We start from the raw sequence: 20,203 nt of genomic DNA on the forward strand, positions 1-20,203 counted from the left end.
TGACGGGATATGAAGGCATTGTTCATTAAACCTGCAACATTGTTAACCGCTGCGACATCAACTCGACAAAGTGGGTCTTTGCGCTTTTTCCGGCATGACTGCTGTTTTCATCTCAACCTCACAGCCAGACTTTTTTCATGAGTGCTGTCAGCTTTGCGCTGTAGCTTCGGCACAATAGTCTGTTTTCACGATGTTTTTACCCGACATCCAGCACAGCGATGGTACCGCTGCTTCAATCTGAAAAAACCGCTATTACGCTTGTGAGGCTGACTGGCCTTAGCAAATCTCACGCTGGTTCCGGTTGGTGACGGTTTATAGCGCATTCGCGCATCATTGGCGTCACGTCTGTGTCATTTAACGGGCGTAAACTTATTCCGTTCTGTTCCTGATGAAGCGCTAAACCAGCCGATGACAGGGATAAGTGATAAAAACAGCCTTCCGATTGCATTTTTCTCGTATTTGCATAATTTTTTCTGTTAATCCCACAAATTATTCAGCGATCCTTTCCGATATGCATTAGACTCATTTGTTACAAGCGGACACATTTATACCCATGGAGACTGGCATGCATCACACCACACCGTTGATTACGACTATCGTCGGGGCTCTGGTCCTGGCTTTTCTCCTTGGAATGCTGGCAAATCGGTTACGCATTTCGCCGCTAGTGGGTTATTTAGTCGCGGGCGTACTGGCTGGCCCTTTTACGCCGGGGTTTGTGGCTGATACCAATCTGGCACCGGAACTCGCAGAGCTGGGCGTTATCCTACTGATGTTCGGCGTCGGCCTGCACTTCTCACTGAAGGATCTGATGTCGGTAAAGCGGATAGCCATTCCCGGCGCTATCGCACAGATCGCTGTGGCGACCTTACTGGGAATGCTGATGTCGTGGGCGATGGGCTGGTCCTGGATGACGGGCTTAGTGTTCGGTTTGTGTCTTTCTACCGCCAGTACCGTGGTGTTGCTGCGCGCATTAGAAGAGCGTCAGCTTATTGAAAGCCAGCGCGGCCAGATTGCTATTGGCTGGTTGATTGTTGAAGATTTGGTCATGGTGCTTACGCTGGTCCTGCTGCCCGCGATTGCCGGCATGATGGAACAGGGTAACGCCAGCGCCAGCCTGGTGATATGGGACCTGCTCTGGACCATCGGTAAAGTCGCCGCCTTTATGGTGTTAATGATGGTCGTCGGTCGCCGTGCCGTGCCCTGGATCCTCGCGAAAAGTGCCGCAACGGGTTCACGTGAGCTGTTTACGCTGGCCGTATTAGCCCTGGCGCTGGGCATTGCGTTTGGCGCCGTCGAGTTCTTTGACGTCTCTTTTGCCCTCGGGGCCTTCTTTGCCGGTATGGTGCTGAACGAGTCCGAGTTAAGCCAGCGCGCCGCCCGCGACACGCTGCCGCTGCGTGATGCCTTTGCGGTGCTGTTCTTTGTGTCTGTCGGGATGCTGTTCGACCCGATGATCCTGGTGAAAGAACCGCTGGCGGTGCTGGGGGCACTGGTGATCGTCGTGATAGGAAAATCTGCCGCGGCGTGGTTTCTGGTCTCGCTGCTGGGTCATTCACGCCGCACCGCGATGACCATTTCGGTCAGCCTGGCGCAAATCGGCGAGTTTGCCTTTATTCTTGCCGGGCTGGGGATCTCCCTGGGGCTGCTGGATGAAGAGGGCCGTAATCTGGTGCTGGCTGCCGCCATTCTTTCTATCATGCTCAACCCGGTGCTGTTTACCCTGCTGGGGCGCTATCTGTCTAAGAACGAAACGATGGAGCAGCAGACGCTCGAAGAGGCGCTGGAAGAAGAAGAACAACAGATTCCGGTGGATATCTGCCATCACGCGGTAATCGTTGGCTATGGTCGCGTCGGCAACCTGCTGTGTGAGCAACTGATGGCGCTCAATATTCCGGTGGTGGTGGTCGAAAGTTCGATTCCTCGCGTCAAAGCACTACGCGATCAGGGCATTCGGGCCGTGCTGGCCAATGCTGCCCGCGCAAACACGCTGGAGTTAGCCCGTGTGGACTGTGCAGCCTGGCTGCTCATCACCATTCCCAACGGATATGAGGTGGGGGAAATCGTTACCGCCGCCCGCCAGAAAAAAGCGGACATCAACATCATTGTGCATGCCCATTATGATGATGAGGTGGAGTACATTCTGGAACGTGGCGCAAACCATGTCGTGATGGGCGAACGCGAGATTGCCGCCAGCATCATTCAGAAACTGCAGGAAAACCTTGAGCAGGAGCACACCAGGCTCGCCTGTGAAGGCAACAGCTAATGACCTGCCCTTCAGCAGCGGCAGCGTTGCTGAGGGGCAGTTTGTCTTTCCGGCTTAACGATCCCAGTAGGACTCTTCCAGGCTGTCTTCCCGCTCGGGCAGGCCGCGCGTCAGTCGGGGAGAATGCTGGTTCAGCACCTGATAGCTTACCCGGTTCGCATATTTGCAAACCTGCGCCAGGGACGAATAGGTGAGATAAGCGCGCGCATGCTTACTGGAATTAGGCACGTTGCGGCGATGATAATTGTTTGCCGTAATATCGTGCAGCAATGCGGCCAGTGCGCCGTCCCCTGCTCCGTTGGTATTCATGATCTTTTCCGGGCCGCCCATATAAGGGGCGATGTGAGAAAAAATGCGTAGCGGCTGCTGGCAGTCCTGTTTACGCATCGCCCGGCTAAATTCGTAAAGGTTGAACTCCGCAATCGCGCCAGGCAGCAGCGGATGATTCGTTTTGCGCTTGAACGCCTCTTCCGTATAACCCGCCATATACAATCCGGTCGGCCCTGCGGTACACAACACCAGGTCAACCCATTCCAGCGCCATATCCGATGCCAGCAGAGGATCGGCTTCGCCGGTCAGCGCCAGGGCTTCTTCTTCGTTCATGGCCACAATTGAAACGTGATCGCGCAGAAAATCGCGCCAGAACTGCGGGTTGTCGCCGATGACGTGTTTGGTGCCCAGCGTCAGGACCACGGGCACGTTGTGGCGTTTGGCGTATTCAATGGCCTTTAACGTTGCCTCAGGCATGGGCTCGCCCGCCTCGCAGCGGATTAGATAGGAGGTCAGCACCAGCGCAGAGGCGCCCGCAATAACGTCTTCAGGGACGTTTTCCGCCCTGAGCTGATTCATTTGCCCCGGGCTGATAGCAAAGGTGCGGTCGCCCTGGTCGCCAATCAGCGTAAAGCAGCGGCCAATCGCACCGTCAACGCCCTGCAGATAGTTCAGGTCCATTCGGCTGGAGGTATTACATAGATAGCGGTAGGCATAACCGCCAATCTGGATATTGTTGCACATCACCCCCAGCAGTACGGAACGATCGTCCGCCAGCACCGAGAAATTATGCAGCGTATTACCAATTGTGCCGCCCGCAAACTGGTGGGTCACCAGTTCGTCACGCATCAGTTCCGCATACAGCGCTTCCGCCACGGTATCGTCGATAACCAGCGAATGACCAGCGCTCAGGCCGTAGCGAACAAGAAAGGCGTCGTCAACTTTGGCTTCGATATCGACCAGCGTCTGATCGATGCCGACCACCCAACTGCCGTCTTCACTATCAAATTGGGAGGACTGTAACAGCGGATCGCGGGCGCTAACGGGGAAGTAATGTTTGGATTTACGTTTGCCGGGAAATTTCATGGTAACTGCCGTGAGGAAAAACAGGCAGAGAAGCATATCACATTCTATGTCGTGACTTTACTGTCGCAAGTGAACCCACTGCATACTCAACTCAGTATGTTCTGCCATTGTATTTAGCACCAGGCGAACCTCGGCCTTCTGTCCAGCAGCATGCAGGAAGAGGAGAGAAACAGACACAGGGGGGAAGTCAACGCGTTGAGGGCAAAAGGGGCCAGCCTGGCCAGCCCCAATCCGCTTAGCCGAGAATCTTAGCCAGCTCTGCGCTCACGTCGGACACGTTGCGCGTACCGTCGATCTTGTGATACGCGGTGTGCCCCGCTTCCGCTTCTTTGCTGTAGTAAGCAATCAGCGGCGCAGTCAGCTGATGGTATTCCACCAGACGTTTGCGCACCGTTTCTTCCTGATCGTCTTTGCGCGTGGTCAGCTCTTCACCGGTCACGTCATCCTTGCCTTCCACTTTCGGTGGATTGAATTTGACGTGGTAGACGCGGCCTGATGGCGCGTGAACACGGCGGCCTACGATACGCTCAACAATCAGCTCGTCCGGTACGGCGAACTCCAGCACGTAGTCCACTTTAATACCGGCTTCTTTCATTGCGTCAGCCTGAGGAATGGTGCGTGGGAAACCATCAAGCAGGAAACCGTTTTTGCAATCTTCCTGGGTGATGCGCTCTTTAACCAGCGCAATGACCAGCTCATCAGTAACCAACTTACCGGCATCCATAATGGCTTTCGCCTGGTTGCCAAGTTCGGTGCCAGCTTTAACCGCTGCACGCAGCATGTCGCCAGTGGAGATCTGCGGAATGCCGTATTTCTCCATGATGAATTGGGCTTGAGTCCCCTTACCTGCGCCCGGAGCTCCGAGCAGAATAATACGCATTGCGTAAATCCCCTTGCGAATCGCATTGATGAATCTGAGAAGCGGAAGAACATACCATTATGACCCGCCCACCACAAGGAAGCGGCGGGTCAGGAAAGTTTAGTGTACTGGCTTTAGCGCGTGATAGCAGTGCGTCAGGTCAGCGAAAGGGCATTTTCGGACTGGCGGCTTAGGCTGAATGCATTTCATGGCGTTTGCGCAACAAAACGGCTCGCTGAAATCAGGCGATGCACTTAAGCAAAAAAAAACCGGTGGACCTTGCCACCGGTTTTGATTGGCTTACGCCGTCAGTAACTGATTCATACGGCGGATAAACTGGTTAGGATCGTCCAGCGTGCCGCGCTCGGCCAGCAGCGCCTGATCCAGTAACAGCTCTATCCACTCACCGAAGCGGGTTTCATCCTGGGTATCCGCCACGCGTTTCACCAGTTGGTGATCGGGGTTGATTTCAAAGATGTATTTCACTTCCGGCACGTCCTGACCTGCCGCAGCAAACAGTTTGGCCATTTGCGTGGTCATCTCGTTCGCATCCGTGGTCACAATCGCCGGCGTATCGGTCAGGCGGTGCGTCAGACGCACTTCTTTCACGCGCTCACCCAGCAGCGTTTTCACGCGCTCAACAAACGGCTCCAGCGCTTTTTCAGCTTCTTTCTGCTCTTCCGTCTCTTCGTCGGCCAGCTTATCCAGTGCGTCATCGGCTTTGCTGACAGACTGGAAGACTTTACCGTCGAACTCGGTCAGGTAGCTCATCATCCATTCGTCGATGCGATCGGACAACAGCAGCACTTCGATGCCTTTCTTACGGAACAGCTCCAGATGCGGGCTGCTGTTGGCGGCGGCATAGCTGTCGGCCGTGATGTAGTAGATCTTCTCCTGACCTTCTACCATGCGGCTGACGTATTCTTCCAGCGAAACGGTTTGCGCCGCGCCTTCGCTTTGGGTACTGGCAAAGCGCAACAGTTTAGCAATCGCTTCTTTATTCGCGTGATCTTCCGCCGGGCCTTCTTTCAGTACCAGACCGAACTCTTTCCAGAAGGTCTGGTATTTTTCGCTGTCGTCTTTTGCCAGTTTCTCCAGCATCTGCAGCACACGCTTGGTCAGCGCGCCACGCAGGCTCTGGGTTACCCGGCTGTCCTGCAGGATTTCACGCGATACGTTAAGCGGCAGATCGTTTGAGTCAATCAGGCCGCGCACGAAGCGCAGGTAATTCGGCATGAACTGCTCAGCATCATCCATGATAAACACACGCTGTACGTACAGTTTCAGGCCATGTTTATGATCGCGGTTCCACATGTCGAACGGCGCACGCGCCGGGATATAAAGCAGGCTGGTGTACTCCTGTTTACCTTCCACACGGTTGTGGCTCCAGATAGCCGGATCGCTGAAATCGTGGGCGATGTGTTTGTAAAACTCGTTGTACTCTTCATCGCTGATGTCAGCTTTGTTGCGCGTCCACAGCGCCTGGGCCTTGTTGATTTTCTCCCAGGTGGTGGTGCCGGTCTCTTCGTCTTTGCTTTCGATTTCTACCGGCAGGGCAATGTGATCGGAGTACTTACTGATAATGTTGCGTACGCGCCAGCTATCAAGGAACTCATCTTCGCCCTCGCGCAGGTGCAGGGTAATTTCGGTACCGCGTTCGGCTTTGCTGATATCCGCGATGGTGTAATCCCCTTCACCCGCGGATTCCCAGAAGACAGCTTCGTCTTCTGCCGCGCCCGCTGCACGGGTGCGCACAGAGACCTTGTCGGCCACGATAAACGCCGAATAGAAGCCTACGCCAAACTGACCGATCAGCTGGCTGTCTTTCGCCTGGTCTGAGCCCAGAGACGCCAGGAAAGATTTGGTGCCTGATTTAGCAATGGTGCCCAGGTTTTCAATCACTTCATCACGACGCATGCCGATACCGTTATCGCTCAGCGTAATGGTACGGTTGTCCTTATCCACAGAGAGACGCACGCGCAGGTCGCCATCGCCTTCATACAGGCTGGCATCAGACAGCGCGCGGAAGCGCAGTTTATCTGCCGCATCCGAAGCATTGGAAATCAGCTCACGCAGGAAAATCTCTTTGTTTGAATAGAGAGAATGGATCATCAGGTGCAGAAGTTGTTTTACCTCTGACTGAAAGCCACGAGTCTCTTGTCCTTTCATGGTCATTGCTACCTCAACAGAATCAGATTTAACGAACGTTGAGGAGGATGTGGGGATAAATGAGAGGTTTTCAAGCCGGTGTCTTTCACAACACCGGCAAGCGTTTAAAATTTAATCTTTTGACGACCGGCCAGGGAGTGGGACAGCGTGGTGCCATCGACCATTTCCAGTTCACCGCCCATCGGAACCCCATGCGCAATACGGCTCGCGTCGACGCCATACTGTCCGCACAATTCAGCGATGTAGTTCGCGGTAGCTTCACCTTCAACCGTGGGATTGGTCGCCAGAATCACTTCGTGAAGCGTTTCGTTTTCCAGCCGTTGTTCCAGTCGGTCAAGACCAATATCGGCTGGACCAATGCCGTCCAGCGGCGAAAGATGCCCCATCAACACGAAATAGCGGCCGGCAAATTGCCCGGTTTGCTCAATAGCATGGATGTCTGCCGGGCTCTCAACCACGCAGATTTGACCATTTTGCTGACGCCGGGGATTGGCGCAAATGGTGCAAATTTCCTGCTCGGTGAAGGTGCGGCAATCGGCACAGTGGCCGATTTCCGACATCGCCCGGGTCAGGGCCTGCGCCAGCCGCATTCCGCCACTCCGATCGCGCTGTAGCAGTTGAAACGCCATACGCTGGGCCGATTTAGGCCCAACGCCCGGCAAACAGCGCAGCGACTCCATTAAAGACTCTAGCAGGGGGCTGGTTTGCATCAGAACGGCATCTTGAAGCCTGGTGGCAGCTGCATGCCTGAAGAGACAGAGGCCATTTTCTCTTTCTGCACTTCGTCAATGCGACGAGCGGCATCGTTGAATGCGGCGGCAATCAGATCTTCCAGCATGTCTTTGTCGTCCTCAAGCAGGCTCGGATCGACTTCTACCCGGCGGCAGTTGTGAGCACCGTTGATCGTGACCTTGACCATGCCTGCACCTGATTCACCCGTGACTTCCAGGGCGGCAATTTCTTCCTGAACCTGGGCCATTTTGTCTTGCATCTGCTGGGCCTGCTTCATCAGGTTGCCCAATCCGCCTTTACCAAACATAGTTTTCTCTCTCTGCTGAGGCTACAACGCGGTTTATTCAGACCGTTGCAGCGTGTTCAAACGGGTCGAATGCTTTCCTCATCCAAATCGGCATCAAAAAAGCGACGAAGGGTTTGAATGTGGGTGTCACTCAAGATTGACTGACGCGCCTGCGCCAGCTTCTCTTCGTAAATGGCCTGACGCCACTCCAGTGGCGTCAATACCGAAGAATTATCGTCTTCAATAACCGACAGTTCAACCTGATGGCCTGCTGCCTGACTTAACGCGGCGCTCAGGGCCTGCTGCGCCGACGCGGAATTCAGGTGGCGCTGACCGGAACGTAAATGCAGGCAAATGCCGTTATCCGTGGTTTCTTTCCATGCATTCAGCGCCAGTTGCTGAACCAGTTTAGGCAGCGGTAAGCCCGCGACCTCTGCCGCCCATGCATCGCGCTGCTGGGCTTCTTCCGCCAGTCGCGCGGCCAGCTCAGGATTTTTCTCATGCTCCAGCGCAGAACGCAAGGCTTTTGGCGTCGCGACCGGCTCAGCGACCTCTGTCACTGGCGTCTGTGCTTTCCAGCGGTAAGCCTCTTTTTTTACCGGTGCCGCAGGCGCGCTGTCTCGGACTCGCTGCTGGCTGCGTTCGGTAACAGAGGCCAGTCGTTCCAGCGCAGAGTTGGCCGGCCGCGCACCTGGCGCTGCCGGCTCACTCTTTTTTGCTTTGTTTGCTCCCTGGCGCAGCAACTGCGTGCGCGCCTGCAGGAGCTGGCTGGTGGAGCTGGACAGTGACGGATCGGGCGAAGCCGGCGGCACGGCCTGCTGACTGACAGCCGGTTCCGGCGCGGCCATTTGCGGCTGCGCCGCGGGCGCCTTTTCAGCGGGCTGGGCAGCGACATTCTGCACTGGTGCCGGTGCCGACTGCGCCGTCAGCGTTGGCCGCGCGATCGGTTCGGCGATGGCTGCCTTGGGATGGAACGCCAGGGCGCGCAGCAATGTCATTTCAATCCCCATGCGGCGATCGGGCGCAAGCGGTAAATCTTTACGCCCCATGAGCAGGGTTTGGTAGTACAGCTGGAGATCGGCCGGTGGCACCGCGCGCGCCAGCTCACGCAGGCGTAGCGCATTGCTCTCTTCATCGTCATTGAGCGACGTGGGCAGGAGCTGCACCATGGCAATCCGGTGCAGCAGGCGCAGCATCTCAACCAACAGGGCTTCCCACTCAACGCCGCGTGAAGCAGCCTGGGCTAGCAGCGTCATCATCTGTTCGCCATTGCCCTCAACCACGGCTTCGAGCAGGCCAAGCGGCTGTTCATCATCAAGCGTTCCGAGCATCGTGCCCACGGTAGCGCTGGTCACGCTGCCCTCGCCCATTGAAATGGCCTGATCGGTAAGGCTTAACGCGTCACGCATGCTGCCATCGGCGGCTCTGGCGAGCAGTTGCAGGGCGCGCGGCTCACGCGCGATCTGCTCCTGCTCTAAAACATGATCCAACTGCTGGCGGATCTGATCGACCTCAAGCGCTTTTAGATGAAACTGCAGGCAGCGCGACAGAATCGTCACCGGCAGTTTTTGCGGATCGGTCGTGGCCAGCAAGAATTTTACATGCGAAGGCGGTTCTTCCAGCGTTTTCAGCAGGGCGTTGAAGCTGTGACGCGACAGCATGTGCACTTCATCGATCAGGTAGACTTTAAACCGGCCGCGCGCGGGCGCGTACTGCACGTTATCGAGCAGATCGCGTGTGTCTTCCACTTTGGTGCGCGAGGCCGCGTCAATCTCAATGAGATCGACAAAGCGCCCCTGCTCAATCTCACGACAGTTGTCGCACTGACCGCAGGGTGTTGCGGTAATACCGGTTTCGCAGTTAAGCCCTTTTGCCAGCAGACGGGCAATCGTGGTTTTCCCTACGCCCCGCGTGCCGGAGAAGAGATAAGCATGATGGATGCGTCCCAGAGACAATCCATTCGCCAGCGCCGTCAGAACATGTTCCTGACCGACAACATCAGCAAACGCCTGTGGACGCCATTTTCGGGCAAGTACCTGATAGCTCATGTGGTTTCGACGAATTTGGATGGAAATGTGAGCGCAGACGCACTGCAACCCCTGTATATGATTGCAGTAGTCTAACAGCTACGCTTTCACCTATCACTCGTTATCTTGAACAGGGAAAGATGTGCGGCCTGGCGGAGCACGAGGCCGCAAGCGAGGGTTAGTGGCCGGGAAAATTGACCAGACTGTAGCTGTCAACGCCCAGCGCCTTGAGACGCGCTTCACCTGCCAGATCGAACAGGTTGATAATAAATGCCGCGTCCTTAACTTCGCCGCCTGCACGACGAATCAGTTTGATGGTCGCTTCGAGCGTGCCCCCCGTTGCCAGCAGGTCGTCGACCACCAGCACCACATCGCCTGGCTGAATAGCATCTTTATGCAATTCCAGTCGGTCGGTACCGTATTCCAGTTCGTAAGCTTCGCTGAAGGTTTCACGTGGCAGTTTGCCCGGCTTGCGCACCGGAACAAAGCCCAGCCCCAGTCCGAGGGCGACAGGTGCCCCGAACAGGAAACCCCGCGCTTCCGTGCCCACCACTTTGGTGATGCCTTTATTGCGATAACGCTCTACCAGCAGCGAGATGGACGCGGCATAGGCTTTTGGGTCTTCCAACAGGCTGGTGACGTCACGGAAAAGAATACCCGGCTTCGGGTAATCAGGAATACTTTTGATACTGTTTTTAATCAGTTCAAGCTGCTGCGCAGTGTCGGTCATAATCTTAAGCCTGGTAAAAAAAAATTCTGTTCTGTTTTGCGCAGCTTCAATAGCGCCAACACCGGGTTAAAGGCTCAGCGAAGAGGCATGAATAATGGGAAGCTGCACACGAAGAGGCCCAAATCTAAGCAAATGGTCGGCTAATTGCAACTTTATCGCGGCGGTAAACGTTCATCCGCCGTTTCTGCCACCACCGGCATGCGCCCGATAAACAGCAGTAGCACAGCCAGCATAATAAGTAACATGACGCGTACCCACCACAGCGGAACCAGCCAGAGAGACACCGCAAAGGTTATTACAATCACGATCATCGCCCGGCTTTTTGCACCGGGGGGCATGCCACGATGCTGCTGCCAGTGGCGGATATAACGGCCAAAAGGCGATCTCCAGAGCAGCCAGTAGTGGAATCGGGGAGAGGAGCGGGCAAAACACCAGGCCGCCAGTAGCATAAATGGCGTGGTGGGTAATAAAGGTAATACAATACCCAGTATGCCAAGCACAATCGCCAGCCAGCCAAGGGTCAATAATACTATGCGTTGCATAACCATCGCTCAGCGCGTTTCCAGTCCCGTAACCTTAGCATACCTGAGTCTCGGGCGATGAGTTACGTCACTGCACACCAACGCCTGCTTAACTGCATGCTTGATTTACGACAGGATATTGCCAGCCATCCTGATGGACACTGCCGTTCCCCCCGCTTTGACAGCCAGCTCTTTACCACCAAAGGCACCCGGCTGGCAGATTATTTGCAGGAGATTGAACACAATTATCAGCGTTTGTGCCAGCCCAACGGTGACGTGGCCCGCAGCCAGTGGCTGGCCAGCCATCTGGTCGATCAGATTGCTGCTCTGCAACGTGAGGCCCGCACCCAACAGTTGCGTAGCCCACAGGAGCGCGCTCAGCCCTCTTCCCGGCAGCGAAAATATCAGGAATACCGCGAGTATGAACGTCGACTGCAGGCTATGATCGACCAGCGTGAACAGCGAATGGCGCTGGCGGAAACGCTGGCCGTGCAGCAGCAGTTGAAGAAAGACCTGGAGGTTCTCGAAGGTCGTATGGCACGCTGTCGACAGGCCATCCGTTCGGTGGAGTGGGCAATGTCGCTGGCAAACAGCGCCTTTAACACTTAATGCGCTATCCGTGCTGGAGGGGATTCCCGGATGGCACGCTTATCTGGCCCATGATACAACTGCTCAGGAGGAAAGATGTCCCTGGAAACGGCGCCTGAAGAGGTCAAACTGGCCGTCGATCTCATTCAGCTGCTTGAAGAGAATCAGATCGCGGTAGAAACCGTGCTGTCTGCACTGGCCATCGTTCAGCGCGACTTTGAAAGAAAGCGCGACACGCAGCGTAAAGATTAGGCCTTTTTAGCCAGCGTTGGGCTGAAGCGCAGCATATCAATCAGCGCATCAACCAGCACAGGCGCATCGGTAACCAGATCAAACTTATCGGGTGTAAACAGCCAGCTTTCCATCATGCCGTTCACGTAGCCGCGCATAATCAGCGCGGCCTGACGCGTCTGGAAGGTTTCCGGGAGCTGCCCGGCATCAATGCACTGGCGCAAAACGTCTTCTATTTCATTGTAACGCTCCAGCAACAGGCTTTGCTGAATGCTTTTTACCGCCGCCATTTCCCCCACAAACTCGCATTTGTGGAAGATAATTTCCATTAGCGCGCGGCGCTGAGGATCTCTGGCCGTCGCCTGAAAGATATACACCAGCATCGCTCGCAGAATGGAAAGTGGATCACCGGGGTATTTTGTCTGATACTCAAGTTTCACATCATCCAGCCCTGCATCACTGCGAAGCCATATTTCGTTCAACAAATCGGCTTTGTTTTTGAAATGCCAGTAGATTGCCCCCCGTGTTACGCTGGCTGCGGATGCGACATCCGCCAGGGAAGTGGCTGAAACCCCCTCTTTAGAAAAAAGGGCAAGTGCAGCGTCAAGAATTTGATGCCGGGTTTCAAGAGCTTGCGCTTTGGTTTTTCGTGCCATAGGGGACTTTTTTTACAATCGAGTAAGTTTACATACATTTGTGAATGTATGTACCATAGCACGACCTACACTCTTACGCAGCAATGGGTTCCTGGCTTTGTGATCCATTGATCATTTGATATCGGACTCTAGAGGTTTATTTATGACTAAATTCAGAGGGTTAACGCCTCTGGCGGCCGTCCTGATGCTATCAGGCAGCTTCGTGTTAACAGGATGTGACGGAAATAAATCCGACCAGGCCGCCCAGCAGCAGCAGCCACCTGAGGTGGGTGTTGTTACGGTTAAAAGTGAACCCCTTAAAATTTCGACTGAATTACCCGGCCGCACTTTGGCTTTTCGTATTGCTGAAGTTCGCCCGCAGGTTTCCGGTATCATCCTGAAGCGTAACTTCATTGAAGGCGGAGAGATCAAAGCAGGGGAATCGCTGTATCAGATCGATCCGGCGACCTATCAGGCGTCCTACGACAGTGCTAAAGCCGATTTAGCGAAAGCGGAAGCTAACGCACGCATTGCGCAGCTTACCGTGAATCGCTATAAGCCGCTGCTCGGCACTAAATACATCAGTCAGCAGGATTACGATACGGCTGTGGCCACCGCCGCGCAGAACAATGCCGCGGTTCAGTCAGCCAAAGCCAATGTGGAAACCGCCCGTATTAATCTTGCCTACACCAAAGTCACCTCGCCCATCAGCGGCCGTATCGGTAAGTCTTCCGTAACGGAAGGTGCGCTGGTGCAGAGCGGGCAAACTACGGCGCTGGCAACCGTGCAGCAGCTTGATCCGATGTATGTCGATGTCACCCAGTCGAGTGAAGATTTCCTGCGTTTACGTTCAGAACTCGAATCGGGTCAGCTGAAACAGAACGATGGCAAAGCGAATGTCACCCTGCTGATGCAAAACGGCAAAGACTATGCTCAGCCGGGTACGCTGGAATTTTCCGACGTGACCGTTGACCAGACCACCGGATCCATCACCCTGCGTGCGATCTTCCCGAACCCTGACAAAGCGTTGCTGCCTGGCATGTTTGTCCGTGCTCGTCTGGAGGAAGGCACCAACCCGAACGCCCTTTTAGTGCCACAGCAGGCGGTGAGCCGTACGCCAACCGGCGATGCCTCTGTCATGGTGGTGGGCGCGGATAACAAGGTTGAAGCACGTAAGATTAAAGCGGCCCAGGCTATTGGCGACAAATGGCTGGTGACTGATGGGCTTAAAGCGGGTGAGCGCGTGATCTTTACCGGTCTGCAACGCGCAAAACCAGGTGCGCAGGTTACGCCTAAAGAAGTCACCGATGATGCCAAAGCCGCCAGCGGCGATCCGTCCAAAGCGCAGTCTGCTAAAACATCGTCATAACAGGAGCCGTTGATACATGGCTAAGTTCTTTATCGATCGCCCCATCTTTGCGTGGGTTCTTGCTATTATCGTGATGCTAGCGGGCGCGTTATCGATTCTTAAATTACCGATCGAGCAATATCCCAATGTTGCGCCGCCGGCAATTGAGATTCAGGCCAACTACCCAGGTGCTGACGCCAAAACGCTGCAAGACTCGGTGACTCAGGTCATCGAACAGAACATGAATGGTATTGATGGCCTGATGTATATGTCATCAAGCAGTGACTCATCGGGCGCACTGACGCTGACGATTTCGTTTGAGTCAGGCACCGATGCCGATATCGCCCAGGTTCAGGTGCAGAACAAACTGCAACTGGCCATGCCGTTGCTGCCTCAGGAAGTGCAACAACAGGGGATTCAGGTTAAAAAATCCTCCAGTAGCTTCCTGATGGTCGCCGGTTTTATCAGCGATGACGGCAGTATGAATCAGAACGATATTTCTGACTACGTTGCCTCAAACATCAAAGATCCGATCAGCCGTACGCCTGGCGTCGGTGATACCCAGGTATTCGGGGCGCAGTATGCCATGCGTATCTGGATGGATCCCAGCAAGCTTAATAACTATCAGTTAACCCCTGTTGACGTTATCAACGCGCTGAAAACCCAGAACGCCCAGGTCGCTGCCGGTCAGTTAGGCGGCACGCCACCGGTGCCGGGACAGCAGTTGAACGCCTCTATCATTGCACAAACCCGTCTGACCTCGACCAAAGAGTTCGGCAACATTCTGCTTAAGGTGAATGCTGACGGTTCTCAGGTTCGTCTGCGCGATGTGGCTCAGATTGAACTGGGTGGGGAAAACTACGAAATCATCGCACGTTATAACGGTAAACCCGCTTCCGGTATTGGTATCAAACTGGCGACCGGCGCTAACGCCCTGAACACGGCGGAGGCGGTGAAGGCAGAGCTGGCTAAACTGCAGCCCACTTTCCCGGCGGGTATGAAGGTCGTTTACCCTTATGACACGACACCTTTCGTAAAAATCTCGATTTTCGAAGTAGTGAAGACACTGATGGAAGCCATTCTGTTGGTGTTCCTGGTGATGTATCTGTTCCTGCAAAACTTCCGTGCCACGCTGATTCCGACCATCGCCGTGCCTGTTGTTCTGCTGGGTACCTTTGCCATTATCAGCGCCTTTGGCTACTCGATAAACACCCTGACGATGTTTGGGATGGTGCTGGCCATCGGCTTGCTGGTCGATGACGCCATCGTAGTGGTCGAGAACGTCGAACGCGTAATGGTGGAAGAAGGGCTGCCGCCCAAAGAGGCCACCAAGCGATCGATGGAACAGATTCAGGGCGCGCTGGTCGGTATTGCCCTGGTGCTGTCGGCAGTGTTCATTCCTATGGCCTTCTTCGGCGGATCTACTGGGGTCATTTACCGTCAGTTCTCGATCACCATTGTTTCAGCGATGGCGCTGTCGGTACTGGTTGCGTTAATTCTGACGCCGGCGCTCTGCGCCACCATGCTCAAGCCGGTGAAAAAAGGCGATCATGGCAAAACCACCGGTTTCTTTGGCTGGTTTAACCGCCTGTTCGACAAGAGCACGCATCACTATGTCGACAGCGTGGGCCATATCGTTCGCGGTACCGGTCGCTATCTGCTGCTTTACCTGCTGATTGTGCTGGGCATGGCGTTTCTGTTCCTGCGCCTCCCCTCTTCCTTCCTGCCGGAAGAAGATCAGGGCCTGTTGCTGGCTCAGGCACAGTTGCCTGCGGGTGCAACCCAGGAACGCACGCAGAAGGTGCTGGATCAGGTTTCTGACTACTTCCTGACAAAAGAGAAGGACTCGGTTAAGTCGGTCTTTACCGTTGCCGGTTTTGGTTTTGCCGGACGGGGCCAGAACACCGGTATCGCCTTCGTCAGCCTTAAACCCTGGGATGAGCGTACCAGCAGCGATATGAAAGTCCCGGCTATACAGGGACGTGCCATGCAGGCATTAGGGCAAATCAAAGACGGTATGGTCTTTGCGTTTAACCTGCCGGCCATTATTGAATTAGGGAACGCGACAGGCTTTGACTTTGAGCTGATCGATCAGGCAAACCTGGGCCACGACAAGCTAACACAGGCGCGTAACCAGCTGTTTGGCATGATTGCCCAGCATCCGGATACGCTGGTCGGTGTTCGCCCTAATGGCCTGGAAGATACGCCGCAGTTCAAGCTGGATATCGACCAGGAGAAAGCGCAGGCGTTGGGCGTGTCACTCAGTGACATCAACACCACGCTCGCAGCCTCGTGGGGCGGCTCTTACGTCAATGACTTTATTGACCGCGGTCGTGTGAAGAAAGTGTACGTGATGGGTAAAGCCGACGCGCGTATGCTGCCGGACGACATCAATAAGTGGTTTGTCCGTAACAGCAACGGCGAGATGGTGCCCTTCTCTGCCTTCTCTTCGGCACACTGGCAGTATGGTTCGCCGCGTCTGGAACGCTATAACGGTCTGCCTGCCATGGAGATCCTGGGTCAGGCCGGACCGGGCAAGAGTTCCGGTGAAGCCATGAATCTGATGGAAGAACTGGCCTCTAAACTGCCAACCGGCATCGGTTTTGACTGGACGGGAATGTCCTATCAGGAACGTCTGTCAGGCAACCAGGCACCGGCTCTTTATGCCATTTCACTGATTGTGGTGTTCCTGTGTCTTGCTGCCCTGTATGAAAGCTGGTCCATCCCGTTCTCTGTCATGCTGGTCGTTCCGCTCGGTGTGGTCGGTGCATTACTCTTCACCACCTTACGTGGCCTGAGTAACGACGTTTACTTTGTCGTGGGGTTACTGACAACCGTTGGCCTCTCGGCGAAGAACGCCATCCTGATCGTGGAATTTGCGAAGGATCTGATGGAGAAAGAAGGTAAAGGCCTGGTGGAAGCGACGCTTGAAGCCTGTCGTATGCGTCTGCGTCCGATCCTGATGACCTCGCTGGCCTTTATTCTTGGCGTACTGCCTCTGGCCATCAGCACCGGCGCAGGCTCAGGTGCCCAGAATGCGGTCGGTACGGGCGTAATGGGCGGTATGGTGACCGCCACCGCGCTGGCAATCTTCTTTGTACCGGTATTCTTTGTGGTGGTGCGCCGTCGCTTCGGTAAGAAAGCGGACATCGAAAAGGATCATCCTGTCGATAACCACTCGCATTAATCCGTAGACATAAAGGCCGCGTTAGCGGCCTTTTTTTTTGTCCTCATCGTGCCTTCTCATACCTGACTGCTCACATTCTCTGTCTGCCACGCCGATGGGCCCGATGCCCGCTTAACTCTGACTGAACCTCGCCCTCTCCGCTATGGATTTCTTTTCCGCCTGTCTCACGCGCATCGCCACCGGGCTGTATTGTTACTGCCCCTACTGCCCCTGTTTTTCCCTGCTTTTTGGAGGGTTGCAATCGAATCGGCTGCGGCGCATAATATTGTTATAGTATAACATTACATTAGTGAGAATCATGAAAGCGAATATTCATCCTACCTATCGTGCAGTGGTGTTCCACGACACTTCTGCTGACGTGTATTTCAAAATCGGTTCCACCATCAAAACCGATCGTACCGTTGAGTTTGAAGGCGAAACCCTGCCTTACGTTACGCTCGACGTCTCGTCGGCATCTCATGTGTTTTATACCGGTAAGCAGAAAGACTTTGCTAAAGAAGGCAGCACTGCCCGCTTTAACCAGCGCTTTGGCCGCTTTCTGGGTCGCCGATAAGAGAGGACATGATGCAGGTATTAAGCTCGCTGCGCTCGGCGAAGAATCGCCATCGGGATTGCAAGGTTGTGCGCCGTAAAGGCCGCATCTATATCATCTGTAAAACGAATCCGCGCTTTAAAGCCGTACAGGGAAGAAAGAAAAAACGTTGATGTGTGTCGTGAACCTTAGCCGGAATGTCGCTCACCCGCCATTCCGGCTTTTTTTATGCTCAGCGCATGCTGTTCAGCATCGCCTCTACGTTATGTTTAAAAGCGGCCTCGTAGGTGGGTGCAGGGCCGGAAGCCGTTGACAGCGCTTCAGGATAAAGCTCTCCCCCCGGCTTCGCGCCCGTGGCGCTGGCAATCTGCTTCACCAGACGAGGATCGGTCTGGTTTTCCATAAAGTACGTTTTAATATGCTGCTGCTTAAGCTGCGTGATCAGGCTGGCGACATCGCTGGCGCTGGCTTCCGCTTCCGTTGAGAAACCGACAGGTGCCAGGAACGAAACGCCATAACGTTGCCCAAAATAGCCAAAGGCATCGTGGCTGGTCAGCACTTTGCGTTTTTGCTGCGGGATAGCCGCAAAAGACGTTTTGGCCCAGCTGTCCAGCTTCTGTAGCTGCTGAATATACTTTTCGCCGCGCTTACGGATATCATCGGCATCCTGCGGATCGGCCTTGATTAGCGCATCCATCACGTTTTTGGCATAAATCGTGCCGTTATACATGCTGTTCCACGCATGAGGATCGGTGATGGTTTTGCCATCTTCTTCCATCGTCCGCGTTTCAATGCCCGTTGACGCCACTACCGGTTGACCTTTATAGCCCGAGGCACTCACCAGACGATTCATCCAGCCTTCAAGCCCCAGCCCGCTGACGAAGACCACATCCGCTTTCGCCAGCGCTTCGCTGTCTTGTGGTGTCGGTTCAAAGGTGTGCGGATCGCCATTTGGCCCGACAAGACTCTTCACGTGGACGTGATCGCCACCAATTTGCTTCACAATATCGGCCAGGACGGTAAAACTCGCTACCGCATCGACCGTTTTTGCCATAGAGAATGGACTGATGACTAACGCACCGACTGCCAGACTAATGGGTAATATCTTCATAGCTACCTCTGATTAATGGCGGCGCAAAATCCCACCGCACGGCCCTGTTAAGATGGAGAGAAAGAACAGCATTGCGGCACTCAACACCACCGCCGGTCCTGCCGGCAGTGAAAAGTGCCAGGAAAGCACCAGCCCGGCAAACGCCGACAGCACGGCCATTAGCATGGCCGAGCCCAGCATGATGACGAGGTGACGACTCCAGAAACGGGCGCTGGCGGCGGGCAACATCATCAGCCCCACCGACATCAAGGTTCCCAGTACCTGAAAACCTGCGACCAGGTTGAGCACCACCAGCGTCAGAAAAATACCGTGCACCAGCGGCGCGCTCCATTTGCCCTGTGCGCGCAGAAAGTCGGAATCGAATGCATCAATGACCAGAGGACGGTAAATGACGGCCAGCATCAGCAGCGTAAACGCGGCGATACCACCGACCACCGCCAGCGCAGGATTATCCACCGCCAGCAGGGAGCCAAACAGAACGTGCAGCAGATCAACGCTGGATCCGCGAAGTGAGACGAGCGTGACGCCCAGCGCCAGCGAGCCCAGGTAAAAGCCAGCAAAACTGGCATCTTCTTTGAGCGGCGTGTAACGACTCACGGCACCCGACAGCAGTGCCACCGCCAGGCCGGCAATCAGCCCGCCCACGCCCATCGCAACCAGGGACAAGCCGGAGAGTAAATAGCCGATAGCGGCACCGGGCAGTACGGCATGGGATAAGGCATCCCCAATCAGACTCATGCGGCGCAGAGAGAGAAAAACGCCTAGCGGGGTGGCGCTAAATGCAAGCGCGACACAGGCCACCAGCGCCCGTCGCATAAAGCTGAACTCAATAAACGGCTGAATAATTGTCACGGCGCCACGCTCCGTAAGGGCGCGGCATCGATCACACTGCGGCGGTGAGCACCATCATCCATAGACAAGACATCGCTAAAATAACGCTCAACCAGCGGGCGATCGTGGAGCACCACCATGAGCGTGGTGCCAGCCTGCTGCTGCTGCTGCAAGATGGACATCAGTAGCGTTACCGTCTTGCTGTCAATGCCGTTAAAAGGCTCATCAAGCAACCACAGGCGACTACGTTGCAGCATCAGCCGGGCAAACAGCACACGCTGCAGCTGTCCGCCGGATAAGGTGGCAGGTTGAGCATCGGCATAGTCGCTCATCTGCACCGCCTCCAGGGCCTCGCTAATTTCTTTACGCAAGCGCCGGTTGATTCCGCCAAACCAGCCACAGCGCGGCCAGCAACCTATTGAAACCAGCTCGTACACGGTTAAAGGAAAACGTGTTTCCAGCTCGCTTCGCTGAGGCAGCCAGCCAACTTCCCGGCGCGGAAGATGCAGTTCACACTGCCCCTGCACTGGCGGCAATAAGCCAGCGATGGTTTTAATCAGTGTGGATTTTCCGCTTCCGTTCGCACCAATCAGCGCGGTCATGCTGCCCTGGGGCAACTGGGTGGTCAGAACGGGTGAGACAGATTGCCCCTGATAACCCACCTGTAGATTTCTCAACGCTATCACGGCTGCATTCCCCACCACATCGCTGTTGCCAGAACAGCGATTAACAGGAGAGCCACCGCTAACCGTCCTCCGAGTGACATTAACAGTCCACTTTGATTCATCACCGCACCA

19 protein-coding genes and 1 other annotated feature are annotated in these 20,203 nt (G+C 55.0%); of the genes, 7 read left to right on the forward strand and 12 right to left on the reverse strand.

Annotated elements, in window-relative coordinates; translation table 11 throughout:
* Positions 1–565: 565 nt before the first annotated feature.
* Positions 566–2,263, forward strand: coding sequence for a YbaL family putative K(+) efflux transporter (gene ybaL, locus P9J57_RS15385; protein WP_022622652.1), 1,698 nt, complete (start codon positions 566–568; stop codon positions 2,261–2,263).
* A 54-nt stretch (positions 2,264–2,317) separates the two neighbouring features.
* Here the strand turns inward: ybaL and P9J57_RS15390 are convergent, their stop codons facing one another.
* From P9J57_RS15390 to P9J57_RS15425, 8 genes are all read right to left on the reverse strand, one after another.
* Positions 2,318–3,619, reverse strand: coding sequence for an inosine/guanosine kinase (locus P9J57_RS15390; protein ID WP_026021084.1), 1,302 nt, complete (start codon positions 3,617–3,619; stop codon positions 2,318–2,320).
* Positions 3,620–3,854: 235 nt separating this feature from the next.
* Positions 3,855–4,499 carry an adenylate kinase gene (gene adk, locus P9J57_RS15395; RefSeq protein ID WP_014606422.1) on the reverse strand — a complete coding sequence of 215 codons (645 nt, stop codon included), beginning with the start codon at positions 4,497–4,499 and terminating at the stop codon, positions 3,855–3,857.
* A 279-nt stretch (positions 4,500–4,778) separates the two neighbouring features.
* Positions 4,779–6,647: a molecular chaperone HtpG gene (htpG, locus tag P9J57_RS15400; RefSeq protein ID WP_170934917.1), complete on the reverse strand. Its 1,869-nt coding sequence runs from the start codon at positions 6,645–6,647 to the stop codon at positions 4,779–4,781.
* A 104-nt stretch (positions 6,648–6,751) separates the two neighbouring features.
* Positions 6,752–7,357 (reverse strand): recombination mediator RecR, encoded by a 606-nt coding sequence (gene recR, locus P9J57_RS15405; protein ID WP_013024921.1) that lies wholly within the window; start codon positions 7,355–7,357, stop codon positions 6,752–6,754.
* Complete coding sequence (locus P9J57_RS15410; protein ID WP_013024920.1) at positions 7,357–7,686, reverse strand: YbaB/EbfC family nucleoid-associated protein; 330 nt, start codon at positions 7,684–7,686, stop codon at positions 7,357–7,359. Before P9J57_RS15410 ends, recR begins: the two co-directional genes overlap by 1 nt.
* 56 nt (positions 7,687–7,742) lie before the next feature.
* Positions 7,743–9,713 (reverse strand): DNA polymerase III subunit gamma/tau, encoded by a 1,971-nt coding sequence (gene dnaX, locus P9J57_RS15415; protein WP_116219512.1) that lies wholly within the window; start codon positions 9,711–9,713, stop codon positions 7,743–7,745.
* Positions 8,340–8,401 (reverse strand) — a sequence feature (DnaX frameshifting element). Its footprint overlaps the gene before it by 62 nt.
* A 157-nt stretch (positions 9,714–9,870) precedes the next feature.
* Complete coding sequence (gene apt, locus P9J57_RS15420) at positions 9,871–10,422, reverse strand: adenine phosphoribosyltransferase (protein WP_014606425.1); 552 nt, start codon at positions 10,420–10,422, stop codon at positions 9,871–9,873.
* Between the two features lie 152 nt (positions 10,423–10,574).
* Positions 10,575–10,964 carry a DUF454 family protein gene (locus tag P9J57_RS15425; RefSeq protein ID WP_013024916.1) on the reverse strand — a complete coding sequence of 130 codons (390 nt, stop codon included), beginning with the start codon at positions 10,962–10,964 and terminating at the stop codon, positions 10,575–10,577.
* A 57-nt stretch (positions 10,965–11,021) separates the two neighbouring features.
* Between P9J57_RS15425 and priC the strand changes: the two genes are divergently transcribed.
* Positions 11,022–11,552 (forward strand): primosomal replication protein PriC, encoded by a 531-nt coding sequence (gene priC / locus P9J57_RS15430; RefSeq protein WP_015700823.1) that lies wholly within the window; start codon positions 11,022–11,024, stop codon positions 11,550–11,552.
* A gap of 75 nt (positions 11,553–11,627) precedes the next feature.
* Positions 11,628–11,783, forward strand: coding sequence for a pleiotropic regulatory protein RsmS (gene rsmS / locus P9J57_RS15435; protein ID WP_013024914.1), 156 nt, complete (start codon positions 11,628–11,630; stop codon positions 11,781–11,783).
* Here rsmS and acrR read toward each other — a convergent pair.
* Entirely contained in the window at positions 11,780–12,418 is a 639-nt protein-coding gene (acrR, locus tag P9J57_RS15440; RefSeq protein WP_014593091.1) for a multidrug efflux transporter transcriptional repressor AcrR, read from the reverse strand. The genes rsmS and acrR overlap by 4 nt on opposite strands.
* Positions 12,419–12,560: 142 nt before the next feature.
* Here acrR and P9J57_RS15445 point away from each other — a divergent pair, with 142 nt between their 5' ends.
* From P9J57_RS15445 to ykgO, 4 genes are all read left to right on the forward strand, one after another.
* Positions 12,561–13,766 (forward strand): efflux RND transporter periplasmic adaptor subunit, encoded by a 1,206-nt coding sequence (locus P9J57_RS15445; RefSeq protein ID WP_013024912.1) that lies wholly within the window; start codon positions 12,561–12,563, stop codon positions 13,764–13,766.
* 16 nt (positions 13,767–13,782) lie between these two features.
* A complete protein-coding gene (locus P9J57_RS15450) occupies positions 13,783–16,932 on the forward strand; it encodes a multidrug efflux RND transporter permease subunit AcrB (RefSeq protein ID WP_014593090.1) in 3,150 nt (1,049 codons plus the stop codon).
* 298 nt (positions 16,933–17,230) lie between these two features.
* Positions 17,231–17,485 carry a type B 50S ribosomal protein L31 gene (locus P9J57_RS15455; protein ID WP_014606427.1) on the forward strand — a complete coding sequence of 85 codons (255 nt, stop codon included), beginning with the start codon at positions 17,231–17,233 and terminating at the stop codon, positions 17,483–17,485.
* Between the two features lie 11 nt (positions 17,486–17,496).
* Positions 17,497–17,637: a type B 50S ribosomal protein L36 gene (ykgO, locus tag P9J57_RS15460; RefSeq protein WP_014606428.1), complete on the forward strand. Its 141-nt coding sequence runs from the start codon at positions 17,497–17,499 to the stop codon at positions 17,635–17,637.
* A gap of 59 nt (positions 17,638–17,696) precedes the next feature.
* On the opposite strand, the gene P9J57_RS15465 is transcribed toward ykgO, so the two are convergent.
* From P9J57_RS15465 to P9J57_RS15475, 3 genes are read right to left on the reverse strand one after another with little or no spacing between them, the layout of a single operon-like run.
* A complete protein-coding gene (locus tag P9J57_RS15465; RefSeq protein ID WP_013024908.1) occupies positions 17,697–18,575 on the reverse strand; it encodes a metal ABC transporter substrate-binding protein in 879 nt (292 codons plus the stop codon).
* A 12-nt stretch (positions 18,576–18,587) separates the two neighbouring features.
* Positions 18,588–19,427 carry a metal ABC transporter permease gene (locus P9J57_RS15470; protein ID WP_013024907.1) on the reverse strand — a complete coding sequence of 280 codons (840 nt, stop codon included), beginning with the start codon at positions 19,425–19,427 and terminating at the stop codon, positions 18,588–18,590.
* The gene (locus tag P9J57_RS15475) at positions 19,424–20,092 is read right to left on the reverse strand and encodes a metal ABC transporter ATP-binding protein (RefSeq protein ID WP_014606429.1); all 669 of its coding nucleotides are present in this window, start codon (positions 20,090–20,092) and stop codon (positions 19,424–19,426) included. Before P9J57_RS15475 ends, P9J57_RS15470 begins: the two co-directional genes overlap by 4 nt.
* Between the last annotated feature and the right edge of the window lie 111 nt (positions 20,093–20,203).

The organism is Pantoea sp. nfd-35 (genome assembly GCF_056892255.1).

What these genes read in the sequence shown, in the direction of transcription:
- ybaL (WP_022622652.1), top strand. Translation starts at nt 566, where the DNA reads ATGCATCACACCACACCGTTGATTACGACTATCGTCGGGGCTCTGGTC.
- P9J57_RS15390 (WP_026021084.1), bottom strand. Translation starts at nt 3,619, where the DNA reads ATGAAATTTCCCGGCAAACGTAAATCCAAACATTACTTCCCCGTTAGC.
- adk (WP_014606422.1), bottom strand. Translation starts at nt 4,499, where the DNA reads ATGCGTATTATTCTGCTCGGAGCTCCGGGCGCAGGTAAGGGGACTCAA.
- htpG (WP_170934917.1), bottom strand. Translation starts at nt 6,647, where the DNA reads ATGAAAGGACAAGAGACTCGTGGCTTTCAGTCAGAGGTAAAACAACTT.
- recR (WP_013024921.1), bottom strand. Translation starts at nt 7,357, where the DNA reads ATGCAAACCAGCCCCCTGCTAGAGTCTTTAATGGAGTCGCTGCGCTGT.
- P9J57_RS15410 (WP_013024920.1), bottom strand. Translation starts at nt 7,686, where the DNA reads ATGTTTGGTAAAGGCGGATTGGGCAACCTGATGAAGCAGGCCCAGCAG.
- dnaX (WP_116219512.1), bottom strand. Translation starts at nt 9,713, where the DNA reads ATGAGCTATCAGGTACTTGCCCGAAAATGGCGTCCACAGGCGTTTGCT.
- apt (WP_014606425.1), bottom strand. Translation starts at nt 10,422, where the DNA reads ATGACCGACACTGCGCAGCAGCTTGAACTGATTAAAAACAGTATCAAA.
- P9J57_RS15425 (WP_013024916.1), bottom strand. Translation starts at nt 10,964, where the DNA reads ATGCAACGCATAGTATTATTGACCCTTGGCTGGCTGGCGATTGTGCTT.
- priC (WP_015700823.1), top strand. Translation starts at nt 11,022, where the DNA reads ATGAGTTACGTCACTGCACACCAACGCCTGCTTAACTGCATGCTTGAT.
- rsmS (WP_013024914.1), top strand. Translation starts at nt 11,628, where the DNA reads ATGTCCCTGGAAACGGCGCCTGAAGAGGTCAAACTGGCCGTCGATCTC.
- acrR (WP_014593091.1), bottom strand. Translation starts at nt 12,418, where the DNA reads ATGGCACGAAAAACCAAAGCGCAAGCTCTTGAAACCCGGCATCAAATT.
- P9J57_RS15445 (WP_013024912.1), top strand. Translation starts at nt 12,561, where the DNA reads ATGACTAAATTCAGAGGGTTAACGCCTCTGGCGGCCGTCCTGATGCTA.
- P9J57_RS15450 (WP_014593090.1), top strand. Translation starts at nt 13,783, where the DNA reads ATGGCTAAGTTCTTTATCGATCGCCCCATCTTTGCGTGGGTTCTTGCT.
- P9J57_RS15455 (WP_014606427.1), top strand. Translation starts at nt 17,231, where the DNA reads ATGAAAGCGAATATTCATCCTACCTATCGTGCAGTGGTGTTCCACGAC.
- ykgO (WP_014606428.1), top strand. Translation starts at nt 17,497, where the DNA reads ATGCAGGTATTAAGCTCGCTGCGCTCGGCGAAGAATCGCCATCGGGAT.
- P9J57_RS15465 (WP_013024908.1), bottom strand. Translation starts at nt 18,575, where the DNA reads ATGAAGATATTACCCATTAGTCTGGCAGTCGGTGCGTTAGTCATCAGT.